Origin of the sequence: Rhodococcoides trifolii (assembly GCF_014635345.1) — a bacterium.
Lineage (GTDB): Bacteria > Actinomycetota > Actinomycetes > Mycobacteriales > Mycobacteriaceae > Rhodococcoides > Rhodococcoides trifolii.
This window is the reverse complement of record NZ_BMCU01000002.1, coordinates 1,035,471-1,047,376: the sequence shown is the minus strand read 5'-3', so window position 1 is coordinate 1,047,376 and position 11,906 is coordinate 1,035,471. Positions and strand designations below refer to the sequence as shown.

Annotated in this window: 10 protein-coding genes; all 10 read right to left on the bottom strand. The window is 67.5% G+C overall.

Features of this window, described 5'->3' with window-relative positions; translation table 11 throughout:
* Nucleotides 1-16: 16 nt before the first annotated feature.
* The 10 genes from IEW02_RS12165 to IEW02_RS12120 all read right to left on the bottom strand — a co-directional run bounded on the left by IEW02_RS12165 (nucleotide 17) and on the right by IEW02_RS12120 (nucleotide 11,906).
* Nucleotides 17-1,969: a primosomal protein N' gene (locus tag IEW02_RS12165; RefSeq protein WP_188545321.1), complete on the bottom strand. Its 1,953-nt coding sequence runs from the start codon at nucleotides 1,967-1,969 to the stop codon at nucleotides 17-19.
* 54 nt (nucleotides 1,970-2,023) lie between these two features.
* Nucleotides 2,024-3,238, bottom strand: a complete 1,215-nt coding sequence (metK, locus tag IEW02_RS12160) for a methionine adenosyltransferase (protein ID WP_188545012.1) — start codon at nucleotides 3,236-3,238, stop codon at nucleotides 2,024-2,026.
* 114 nt (nucleotides 3,239-3,352) lie between these two features.
* Nucleotides 3,353-4,621 (bottom strand): bifunctional phosphopantothenoylcysteine decarboxylase/phosphopantothenate--cysteine ligase CoaBC, encoded by a 1,269-nt coding sequence (gene coaBC / locus IEW02_RS12155; protein ID WP_188545320.1) that lies wholly within the window; start codon nucleotides 4,619-4,621, stop codon nucleotides 3,353-3,355.
* Nucleotides 4,622-4,632: 11 nt separating this feature from the next.
* Nucleotides 4,633-4,917, bottom strand: a complete 285-nt coding sequence (gene rpoZ, locus IEW02_RS12150) for a DNA-directed RNA polymerase subunit omega (protein WP_188545319.1) — start codon at nucleotides 4,915-4,917, stop codon at nucleotides 4,633-4,635.
* A gap of 87 nt (nucleotides 4,918-5,004) precedes the next feature.
* Nucleotides 5,005-5,595, bottom strand: coding sequence for a guanylate kinase (gene gmk, locus IEW02_RS12145; RefSeq protein ID WP_229745958.1), 591 nt, complete (start codon nucleotides 5,593-5,595; stop codon nucleotides 5,005-5,007).
* Between the two features lie 7 nt (nucleotides 5,596-5,602).
* Complete coding sequence (mihF, locus tag IEW02_RS12140; RefSeq protein WP_188545011.1) at nucleotides 5,603-5,923, bottom strand: integration host factor, actinobacterial type; 321 nt, start codon at nucleotides 5,921-5,923, stop codon at nucleotides 5,603-5,605.
* A gap of 133 nt (nucleotides 5,924-6,056) precedes the next feature.
* The gene (pyrF, locus tag IEW02_RS12135) at nucleotides 6,057-6,878 is read right to left on the bottom strand and encodes an orotidine-5'-phosphate decarboxylase (RefSeq protein ID WP_188545010.1); all 822 of its coding nucleotides are present in this window, start codon (nucleotides 6,876-6,878) and stop codon (nucleotides 6,057-6,059) included.
* Complete coding sequence (gene carB, locus IEW02_RS12130; protein ID WP_188545009.1) at nucleotides 6,875-10,234, bottom strand: carbamoyl-phosphate synthase large subunit; 3,360 nt, start codon at nucleotides 10,232-10,234, stop codon at nucleotides 6,875-6,877. The genes pyrF and carB overlap by 4 nt, the downstream gene beginning before the upstream one ends.
* Nucleotides 10,234-11,388 carry a glutamine-hydrolyzing carbamoyl-phosphate synthase small subunit gene (gene carA / locus IEW02_RS12125; RefSeq protein WP_188545361.1) on the bottom strand — a complete coding sequence of 385 codons (1,155 nt, stop codon included), beginning with the start codon at nucleotides 11,386-11,388 and terminating at the stop codon, nucleotides 10,234-10,236. The genes carB and carA overlap by 1 nt, the downstream gene beginning before the upstream one ends.
* Nucleotides 11,385-11,906: a PH-like domain-containing protein gene (locus IEW02_RS12120; protein ID WP_188545008.1), complete on the bottom strand. Its 522-nt coding sequence runs from the start codon at nucleotides 11,904-11,906 to the stop codon at nucleotides 11,385-11,387. Before IEW02_RS12120 ends, carA begins: the two co-directional genes overlap by 4 nt.

Here is an 11,906-nt window from a genome sequence, read left to right as displayed (position 1 = left end):
GTCGGGACGGGACAGCTCAGCCTATGCGGACGGGGTCGATCTGCACGCGCAGCGCTGCGGTGGACTTCTTCGCTCCCAGGAGAGCGCGCGATTCGGCGAGTGCTCTCGCCAACGCGCCACCCGACGCGCGGGGCACTCGCACCAGCATCCGCTCCACCGGCCCGGTGTCCGCGCCGGGCATGGATTCTCCGCCTGGAAGGTCCACCGGCCCCAGAACCTCAGCCGACTCCGGCAGTTCGGCCTGCTCCAGCAGTTGCGCGAGGGCCTCGGACGACCCGTCGATCGCGGCGAGGTGGACGGCAGGGGGCAGCAGTACTTCCGCCCGTTCGGCCAGTTCGGCGCGCGCCCGACCGACCGGGTCCCACCGCACCAACCCCTGCACCGTGGGGAGCGACGAATCGGCCACCACCACGACCTCGCCGCCTTCACCATGGGGTTTGACCAGGGTCGAGGCATTCATCCAGCGGCGCAGCGTCTCTTCCGTCGCCCGAAGGTCGGCCCGGCCGAGCAACGCCCACCCGTCCAGGAGGAGGGCAGCGCCGTACCCACCCGGCATCACCGGCTCCGCTCCGACGGTGGCGACCACGAGACTGGGTCCGGCGGGCACTTCGTCGAGGACGGATGCGCCACCCGACATGCGCACGGTGACGCCGGCGAACGCTCGGCCCAGTTCTTCCGCGGTTCGCCCCGCTCCCACCACCACCGCGCGAAGGGCTCGCGAACCGCAGGTCGGGCATCGGAACATCGAGTCGGCGATGCCGCACCACTTGCAGGTGGGGGTCCCGGAACCGTCCGGCCCTACCGCCGCCGGAAGCGCGAGGGGGCCGTGGCAGCGTCGGCAGCGCGCGGGTGTGCGGCACTTGCCGCACGCCAACGAGGGCACGTATCCGCGTCGTGGAACCTGAACCAGGACACCGTGTCCCGCGCCGAGAGCGGCCCTCGCAGCGGCGAACGCAATGCCGGGAAGCCGAGCCGCACGAGCGCCCGGGTCGCGAGCGAGGGCATGGTCGCTGTCGGCCAGGGCGGTGATCTTCGGTGCGCTCGCGCGTACGACGTCGCGCGTTGCCACCAGGTCGTGGGCCCAGCCGGAGTCGGCCAGTGCCTGAGCCTCGGCCGTGCGGGCCACCCCGCCGACCACAGCGGCGCAGCCGGAGCCGTGCGCCCGCAACAACGCCACCTCGCGCGCGTGTGGATAGGGTGCTCGCGGTTCGGAGTGGCTGTCGTCGCCGTCGTCCCAGACGGCGACCAGTCCGAGGTCCGCGAGCGGAGCGAAGACGGCACTGCGAGTACCGATCACGATCCGAGCGCTACCGCGCAGCACCGCAAGCCAGCGACGGTATCGCGCCGCCGGACCGAGTCCGGCCGCCAGGGCGACCACTGGTTCTTTGCCTACCAGAGCCACACATGTCGCAGCGACACGGTCGAGGTCGCGTTGGTCCGGAACGATGACGAGCGACGTTCTACCGGTAGCCGCCGTGACTGCTGCAAGTTCGGCGAGCCGCTCGGCCCAGATTTCACCGGGGCGGGCTTGCCACACTGCGCGCGGCCCGCGACCGTCTCGCACGGCGGCCAGGAACTCTGTCCCATGGTCGTACGCGGCCCACGCACCGGAGTTCACGACCGGATCGGTCACGACGGGTTGTTCGGGGGCTGGCTCCCCCTCCACTCGTGCGTGCCGCGGGGGGATGGCCAACCGCAGCACGTCCGACCGTGTTCCGGCGTAGCGGGCCGCCACGGCGGCGACCAACGCCGCGATGTCGGGAGTGAGGACACGCTCGGGTGAGACCACCTTGTCGAGCGTGCCCAGCTTGCCCGGATGCTCGCTGACCGCGATGCGATCGAGAACGAATCCGTCGACCAGACGACCGGCGAAACGCACCCGCACCCGAACACCGGGCTGAGCCTGCTCGTCCAGCTCGGCCGGAACCAGGTAGTCGAACTCGCGATCCAGATGCGCCAGGGCCAGCATCGGCAGCACCCTGGCGATCGGCAGTGCCGAGCCGGTTGTCTCGGCCAAGCGGTTCTATGCGCCCACGGCGGAGCGCAGCTTGTCCGCGCGGTCGGTGTTCTCCCACGGGAGGTCGATGTCGGTACGGCCGAAGTGGCCGTATGCGGCGGTCGGAGCGTAGATCGGTCGCAGCAGATCCAGGTCCCGGATGATCGCGCCCGGTCGCAGGTCGAAGACCTCGGTGATGGCCTTCTGGATCTTGGCCGGATCGACCGTCTCGGTTCCGAACGTCTCGACGAACAGCCCGACCGGCGCCGCCTTGCCGATGGCGTAGGCAACCTGGACCTCCACGCGCTCGGCGAGGTCCGCGGCAACGACGTTCTTGGCGACCCACCGCATGGCGTACGCGGCACTGCGGTCGACCTTCGACGGATCCTTGCCGGAGAACGCACCGCCGCCATGGCGAGCCCAGCCGCCGTAGGTGTCGACGATGATCTTGCGTCCGGTCAAGCCGGCGTCCCCCATCGGTCCGCCGAGCACGAACTTGCCGGTCGGGTTGACGAGCAACCGGACGTCGGAAGTGTCGAGCGAGTCGTGGGCGAGTTCGGCGAGCACGGCGTCGACCACGTGCTGGCGGATGTCGGGCGTGAGCATCTTGTCGAGATCGATGTCGGCGGCGTGCTGGGTGGACACCACGACGGTGTCGAGGCGCACTGCCTTGTTGCCCTCGTATTCGATGGTGACCTGGGTCTTGCCGTCGGGTCGCAGGTACGGAAGCACCTCGGTCTTGCGGACCTCGGTCAGACGGCGGGCGAGGCGGTGTGCCAGTGCGATCGGCAGCGGCATGAGCTCGGGCGTGTCCTTGATGGCGTAGCCGAACATCAGGCCCTGATCGCCGGCACCCTGACGGTCGATCTCGTCGTCGGTCAGGCCCTCGACGCGCGACTCGTAGGCGTTGTCCACACCCTGCGCGATCTCCGGCGACTGCGCTCCGATGGCGACGTTGACGCCGCAGGAGTTGCCGTCGAAGCCCTTGGCAGACGAGTCGTACCCGATCTCGAGTACCTTCTCGCGCACGATGTGCGGGATGTCGGCGTACGCCGTGGTGTTGACCTCGCCGGCGACGTGCACCTGACCTGTGGTCACCAGTGTCTCCACCGCGACGCGCGCTCGCGGGTCCTCGGTGAGCAGGGCGTCCAGAATGGAGTCACTGATCGCGTCACAGATCTTGTCCGGGTGACCCTCCGTCACGGACTCACTGGTGAATAGTCGACTGCCGGCCTTGCTCAACGGAACTCCCTCTCGCTGCTGATGGCTGGAACTGGTGGGGGTGAAACCCCCAAGGAACAGTAGACGTGATCACCGACAGTCGGCAGACCCGGGATCACGCTGCACAAATCTCTGCTACCCCGTTCGGGGCGTGAGCAATCCACCGACGGCGTCGAGCACGCGAGAGGACAGCAGGGCCTTCGACCCGTGTTCGAGGGCGGACTCGGACCCGTCGGCGGACAGCATCCACCCGTCGTTGTCTTCCATCTCGAATGCTTTGCCTTCTCCGACTGCGTTCACCACCAACAGATCGCAGCCCTTGCGAGCCAGTTTGGCCCGCGCATGCGTCAGAACGTCACCGTGCTGGTCACCGGTCTCCGCAGCGAATCCGACGATCACGAGATCGGCGGGCAGCCGGCCGTCGCCGCGCGCCTCGACCAACCCGGCAAGGATGTCGTCGTTGCGGGTCAGTGGGATGGTGTCGGGCTCACCCGCACCTTTCTTGATCTTGCTCGTGGCCAGCGTGGTCGGACGGAAATCGGCGACTGCGGCTGCCATCACCACGGCGTCGGCACCCGCGGCGCACTTGTCGACGGCGGCGCGCATGTCCGACGCCGTCTTGACGTGGACGACGTCCACGGCGGCGGGAGCCACCAAGTCGGCGGTGAAGCCCGACACCAGGGTTACCTCGGCTCCGCGCTGCGCGGCGACACGGGCGAGTGCGTAGCCCTGCTTGCCGCTGCTGCGGTTGCCGAGGAAACGAACCGGATCGAGGGGTTCACGGGTACCGCCGGCCGACACGACGATCTTGCGGCCGACCAGATCGCGGCGCAAGGCGTCGGGACGCTCGAGCAACAGCCGGGCGAGCGCGACGATCTCGTCGGTGTCGGGGAGTCGACCGGCGCCGGTGTCGCGGCCGGTGAGGCGCCCCGAAGCAGGCTCGATCACGACGGCTCCCCGACTGCGCAACGTCTGCACATTGGCCACCGTGGCGGGGTGCTCCCACATCTCGGTGTGCATGGCGGGCGCGAAGACCACCGGACACCGAGCCGTCAGCAAGGTGGCCGTGAGCAGATCGTCTGCGCGGCCCGTCGCGGCGCGTGAGAGCAGATCGGCGGTGGCCGGCGCGATCACCACGAGGTCAGCCTGCTGCCCCAGCCGCACGTGCGGCACTTCGGGCACATCCGCGAACACACCGGTGTGGACCGGGTTTCCCGACAGAGCCTCGAAGGTGGCGCGGCCGACGAACTGCAGAGCCGACTCGGTGGGGATGACCCGGACGCTGTCCCCCGCTTCGCTGAACGCTCGGATGAGGGCGCATGCCTTGTAGGCCGCGATGCCCCCGCCGACGCCGACGACGACATGGCGGCCACGCCGACCGTCGCCTGCGCCCGCCATGGTCATGGAGTGGGGACTCACTCGCCTTCGACGTGCTCGAGAAGGTCGGCGTGGATCTCGCGCAGCGCGATGGAGAGCGGCTTCTCCTGCAGACCCGGCTCGACGAGCGGGCCGACGTACTCGAGAATGCCGTCACCGAGCTGGTTGTAGTAGTCGTTGATCTGACGCGCGCGCTTGGCCGCGTAGATCACCAGGGCGTACTTCGACGACGTGCGCTCGAGCAACTCGTCGATCGGAGGGTTGGTGATACCGAGCGGGGTGTCGTATGCCGGCACCTCGGAACGGGACGCCGAATCGGACACGTTCGCTACGGGACTGCTCACTGAATATGCTCCTAGGGACTTCGAAATCGTGCGTCTAGCAGGGCCGGAGCACCGGGCGGAACGCGGCTAGCGCACTTCCGACCGACCACCGACCAACAAGGATACCAACTCGTCGCACGCACTCGCGACATCGTGGTTCACGATGGTCGTGTCGAACTCCGTTTGCGCGGCCAATTCGACCTGCGCCGTCGCCAACCTTCGTTCGATCACGTCGGCCGGTTCGGTGCCTCGGCCGGTCAGCCGGGAGACCAGAGTCTCCCAGTCAGGCGGTGCGAGAAACACCAGGAGCGCATCCGGCGCAACCTCGCGAACCGAGCGCGCGCCGGCCAGATCCACTTCGAGGAGGACCGGCTCCCCCGAGTCCAGCGCCGCTCGGACAGGTGCGGCGGGGGTGCCACTGCGTTGCAGACCTCCGTGGATCTCGGCCCATTCGAGCAGTTCGCCGTCGGCGATCATGCGGTCGAACTCGTCGTTGCCGACGAACCAGTAATCGCGTCCGTCGACTTCACCCGGACGCGGGGCGCGTGTGGTGGCCGAAACACTGAAGTGCAAATTCGGAAGTCGGTCACGAACCTGCTTGACGACGCTGGATTTGCCGACGGCGGACGGACCGGCCAGAACGACCAGTCGACCCTTCGTTTCACCGCTGGCGGTCACCGCTACGTCAGGCTTCGAAATCGAACCTGGCGAGCAGCGCCTTGCGCTGACGGTCGCCGAGGCCGCGGAGGCGACGAGTCGGGGCGATCTCGAGCTCGGTCATGATTTCTTGAGCCTTGACCTTGCCCACCTTCGGCAGCGCCTCCAGCAGAGCGGACACCTTCATCTTGCCGAGGATCTCGTCGTCCTCGGCGTCCTTCAGGACCTGCTTGAGGTCGGTTCCGCCGCGCTTGAGACGGTCCTTGAGCTCGGCCCTGGCACGACGCGCCGCAGCCGCCTTCTGCAGAGCAGCAGCACGCTGCTCGTCGGTCAGTACGGGAAGGGCCACGGTTCCTCCATCTGGACATGCGTTCGTCGATCGATGCTCGACCACCGGTTTCCCAGCGGCGTTTGCGACCGTACCGATCCCCGCGGGCCTTGGCGAACTCGACCCCCGCCCTTCTTCGGCCCTCGTCGGTGGGCTAGGAGAGCGCTCGTTCGACGTCGTCCCGCACGCGGTGCGCGGCCGCCCGCAGATCGGCGGTCGCGGGTCCGTATCGGAGAATGTCACGAGAAGAGCTGGGCAGCAACAACTCTCGCGTGTCGGGGAAGATCTCGGCGAGATCGAGCACGGTGGCCCCCTGGGCGCCGAGCCCGGGCGCCAGGATGGGACCGCCGAACGCGGTCACGTCGAGTCCGTGCCCGCGGGTGGCGCCGACCACGAGCCCGACCGTCTCGTCTCCCAACCCGGCATTCCACCGTGCGGCTTCGTCGACGACGTGCTGCGCCACCGAGACACCGCCCGAATCGACGGCGGTCTGAACCGCGGTGCCGTCCGCGTTCGACGTCCGAGCAAGCACGAACACACCGCTCTGGTGAGCAGCAGCACGCTCGATCGCCGGGGCGAGCGCCCCCACACCCAGGTACGGAGACAACGTCACCGCGTCCGATCGCAGCGGTGACGTCGAGCCGAGCCACGCGGAGGCGTAGGCATCCAACGTCGTACCGATGTCACCTCGCTTGGCGTCGGAGAGCACCAGGGTGCCGGCCGATCGGAGACCGGCGATCGTTCGCTCCAGCACGGCGATCCCTGCGGATCCGAAGCGTTCGAAGAAGGCCACCTGCGGCTTGACGATGCCCACGTGGCCGGCGAACGCCTCCACGCACGCGTTTGAGAACGAGCCGAGCCCATCGACCGTGTCGCCGAGCCCCCATGCGTCGAGCAGACCCGGATGCGGGTCGATCCCCACGCACAGGCGCCCGTGCTCGGCAACCGCGCCGCGCAGTCGCCGTACCCAGGTCATGCGACCGGCGACGTGATCGAGCTGTGCAGGTCCTGCAGCGACCGAACTCCGATGTTGCCGCGCATGGATGCCTCGATGCCCTGAACCGCTGCAGCGGCGCCCTGCACGGTGGTGATGCAGGGGATGTTGCGTGCCACCGCGGCGCTGCGGATCTCGTACCCGTCGACGCGGGGGCCCGAGTTGCCGAACGGTGTGTTGAACACCATGTCGACTTCCCCGGCCCGGATCAGATCGACGATCGTGCGTTCGCCCTCCTCGATCGTGTCGGAGTGCTTGTGCACGACTTCGCTGGCAATACCGTTGCGTCGCAGCATTTCCGCGGTACCTATGGTGGCCAGGATGCGGAACCCGAGGTCGGCGAGACGCTTGACCGGGAACACCATGGAGCGCTTGTCGCGGTTGGCGATCGAGACGAAGATCGCTCCCGTGGTCGGGAGGGAGCCGTACGCTGCGGTCTGCGACTTGGCGAAGGCGGTGCCGAAGTCGGCGTCGATGCCCATCACCTCGCCGGTCGACTTCATCTCCGGCGAGAGCAGAGTGTCGACTCCGCTGCCGTCCGCCTTGCGGAAGCGATTGAAGGGCAGCACCGCTTCCTTCACGGCGACCGGAGCGTCGAACAGGGCGTGTCCTCCGTCGCCTTCGGCCGGTAGCACACCCGAAGCGCGCAGGTCGGCGATGGTCTCCCCCAGCATGATTCGCGCCGCCGCCTTCGCGAGCGGCACCGCCGTGGCCTTCGACACGAAGGGAACCGTCCGCGACGCGCGTGGATTCGCTTCGAGGACGTAGAGAACGTCGTCTTTCAGCGCGTACTGCACGTTGAGCAGACCGCGCACGCCGATGCCGTGAGCCAACGCTTCCGTAGACCTGCGCACGGCGTCGATGTCCGTGCGGCCCAACGTGATCGGCGGCAAGGCACACGCCGAGTCGCCGGAGTGGATGCCGGCTTCCTCGATGTGCTCCATCACGCCGCCGATGAAGACGTCGGTCCCGTCGCACAGTGCGTCGACGTCGATCTCGATCGCGTCCTCAAGGAACCGGTCGACGAGTACGGGATGTTCCGGGGTGAGTTCGGTTGCCCGAGAGATGTAGTCGTCGAGGGACGCCTCGTCGTAGACGATCTCCATACCGCGCCCGCCGAGAACGTACGACGGCCGCACCAGCACGGGGTAGCCGATCTCGGCCGCGATGCGCTTGGCCCCGTCGAACGTGATGGCCGTGCCGAACTTGGCGGCGGGCAGTCCCGCGGCGGCGAGTACCTCGCCGAACTCGGCGCGGTCCTCGGCCAGGTCGATCGCTTCCGGGGACGTACCGACGATCGGAACCCCGGCGTCGGCCAGACGCTGCGCGAGACCGAGCGGCGTCTGACCGCCGAGCTGCACGATCACGCCGACGACGCCGGGGCCACCTTGCCCGGATTCCGCCTCGGCCATGTAGACCTCGAGCACGTCCTCGAATGTCAACGGCTCGAAGTACAGCCGGTCGGCGGTGTCGTAGTCGGTGGACACGGTCTCCGGGTTGCAGTTGACCATCACGGTCTCGTATCCGGCTTCGGACAACGTGGTCGCAGCGTGCACGCAGGAGTAGTCGAATTCGATGCCCTGACCGATGCGGTTGGGACCCGACCCGAGGATCAGCACCTTGCCGCGCTCGGTCTGCGGGGCCACCTCGGACTCGGCCGACGGGTCGAGCTCGTACGTCGAGTAGTGATACGGCGTCTTTGCTTCGAACTCGGCCGCACAGGTGTCGACGGTCTTGTAGACCGGACGAACGCCGAGCCGGTGTCGGAGCGATCGCACCCCGTTCTCGCCAGCCAGTTCGGGGCGCAGTGCCGCGATCTGCCGATCGGACAGCCCGGCATTCTTGGCGCGGCGGAGCAAATATTCGTCGACCACCGGCGACTCGACGAGTTCCTGGCGAAGTTCGACGAGCCCGAGCACGACGTCGACGAACCACGGGTCGATACCGGACGCCGCAGCGACCTGCTCGACGGTGCCGCCGAGACGCAAGGCCAGTTCCACGTCGTAGATCCGGCCCTCGGTGGGCACCTTCAGGTCGGCGAGGACGGCGTCGAGATCTTCCGCGCGGTCCCCCGCCAAGGCGGTGTCGGTGACGGTCCAGAACCCGGCGCCCTTGGTCTCGAGCGAGCGGAGAACCTTGCCGAGCGCCTCGGAGAAGTTGCGGCCCAACGACATCGCCTCACCGACGGACTTCATCGTGGTGGTGAGGGTGGTGTCTGCGCCGGGGAACTTCTCGAACGCGAAACGGGGAGCCTTGACCACCACGTAGTCGAGCGTCGGCTCGAAACACGCCGGCGTCTCCTTCGTGATGTCGTTGACGATCTCGTCGAGGCTGTACCCGACGGCGAGCTTCGCGGCGATCTTGGCGATCGGGAAACCCGTCGCCTTGGAGGCCAGCGCGCTCGAGCGTGACACTCGGGGATTCATCTCGATGACGATCAGACGACCGTCCGTCGGGTCGATCGCGAACTGAATGTTGCAGCCACCGGTGTCCACGCCGACCTCGCGCAGAATCGCGATACCGAGGTCGCGCATCGTCTGGTATTCGCGGTCGGTGAGCGTCATGGCCGGGGCGACGGTCATCGAATCGCCGGTGTGGACGCCCATCGGGTCGACGTTCTCGATGGAGCACACGATCACCACGTTGTCGCGGTTGTCGCGCATCAACTCCAGTTCGTATTCCTTCCACCCGTAGATGGACTCCTCGATGAGCACGTTCGCGGACGGCGAGGCGGCCAGACCGCCGCCGGCCAACCGGTCGAGATCCTCGGTGGTGTAAGCCATTCCGGAACCGAGACCGCCCATGGTGAAGCTGGGACGGATGACGACGGGGAGGCCGAGTTCGGCGACGGTGTCGTGGACTTCGTCCATGGTGTAGCAGACCCGCGAGCGAGCGCTCTCGCCGCCGACCTTCGCCACGATGTCCTTGAACTTCTGGCGATCCTCGCCGCGCTGAATCGCCTCGAAATCGGCACCGATCAGTTCCACGTCGTACTTCTCGAGGATGCCCTGCTCGTGCAGCGCCACAGCGCAGTTCAGTGCCGTCTGACCACCCAGGGTCGCGAGAACGGCGTCGATGGGATGTCCCTCCTCCGCTTCCTTGCGGATGACCTTCTCGACGAACTCCGCGTTGATCGGCTCGACGTACGTGGCGTCGGCGAACTCGGGGTCGGTCATGATGGTCGCCGGATTGGAGTTGACGAGGCTGACTCGCAGCCCTTCCGCCCGCAGCACGCGGCACGCCTGAGTGCCGGAGTAGTCGAACTCGCAGGCCTGCCCGATCACGATCGGCCCCGAGCCGATGACGAGGATGTGCTGGAGGTCTGTGCGCCGTGGCATTACTGCGCGCCTTTCTTGCTGTCGAGGAGACCGAAGAAGCGGTCGAAGAGGTACTCCGCGTCGTGCGGACCGGCAGCGGCTTCCGGGTGGTACTGCACCGAGAACGCCGAATCATTCAGTAGCCGAACGCCTTCGACGGTGCCGTCGTTGGCGCAGGTGTGGCTGACCACCGCGCGTCCGAACGGAGTGTCGAACTCCTCACCCGCCTCGCCCTCGAGCGCGAACCCGTGATTCTGCGAGGTGATGGCGACGCGACCGGTGCCGTGTTCGATCACCGGAATGTTCATACCGCGGTGGCCGAACTTCATCTTGTACGTGCCCAATCCCAGTGCGCGCCCCAGGATCTGGTTTCCGAAGCAGATCCCGAACAACGGCACACCGTCGCCGAGTACTTCCTCCGTGAGCCTCACGGTCGGGTCGGCGGTAGCTGGGTCACCCGGGCCGTTGGACAGGAATACGCCGTCGGGCTTCAGCTCCCGAACCTGGTCGATCGTGGTTCCCGCCGGGACGACATGCACCCGAATGCCGCGCTGGGCGAACATGCGCGGAGTGTTGGTCTTGATCCCCAGGTCGACGGCGACGACGGTGAAGCGAGGGTCCCCGTCCGGCTCGACGACGTATCCGGATCCAGTGGTGGACACCTCGCCCGCGAGGTCGGCGCCCAGCATGCTGGGCTGCGTACGCACTCGTCCGATCAGGGTGTCGTCGTCGGCCAGGTCCGCACCCGAGAAGATGCCGGCGGCCATCGACCCACGGGTGCGCAGGTGGCGCACCACCGCGCGGGTGTCGATGCCCGCGATCCCGACGACGTCCTGTTGAACCAGTTCCGCGTCCAGAGTGCCGCTGGCGCGCCAATTCGAGCTGCGCCTGCTCGGGTTGCGTACGGCGTAACCGGCGACCCAGATCTTCGAATCAGCCGGTGAGCCATCGGGGCCGACGGACTCGTTGTCCTCGTCGTTCCACCCGGTGTTGCCGATCTGGGGGGCGGTCGCGACGACGATCTGTCGGTGGTAACTCGGGTCGGTCAGTGTTTCCTGGTACCCGGTCATCCCGGTGCAGAACACTGCTTCACCCAACGTCGAGCCCTCTGCACCGAACGAGGTTCCGCGAAAAACCCGGCCGTCCTCGAGCACCAATACGGCTTGAGCGCTCACGCTGTCTCCTTCTTGTCGTCTGTCGTCTCGGGCGCAGGTGGGAACGAATCCACCCACGTCGGGTAGACGTCCTTGTCGTCGGCCCGAAAGCCGGTGTCGATCTCGGTGCCGGTGGGAAGCTCCCATCGGATGACCAGCAAGCCGTCCTTGGTCATGACCTTGCCGGCGAGTCCACGCTCGGTCCGCACGGCACGGATCGAGCGCTGCGGCACCCAGATCGGCGACTCACCGTTGCGGTCCAACAGGATTCCGGTGGCGAACCTCGTGAGCGTTCCGGTTGCGCGGTGGCCGATGTCGCCCACGGCAATACGGTCCTGCCAGCTCGGTGCAATCGTGCTGCCGACGTACAGGCCGGTCACGGGCGCGATCAACTCGTCCCCCACGTCGGCGGGAACGGGCGGAAGGTCACCGATACGGTCGGCCTGACGCTTCTGTCGTCCGCGCCACCCCCACAGGATCAGCCCGATCAGGGCCGCCCAGAACACCAGGAATCCGATGACGAGCCACACTCTGTCCAT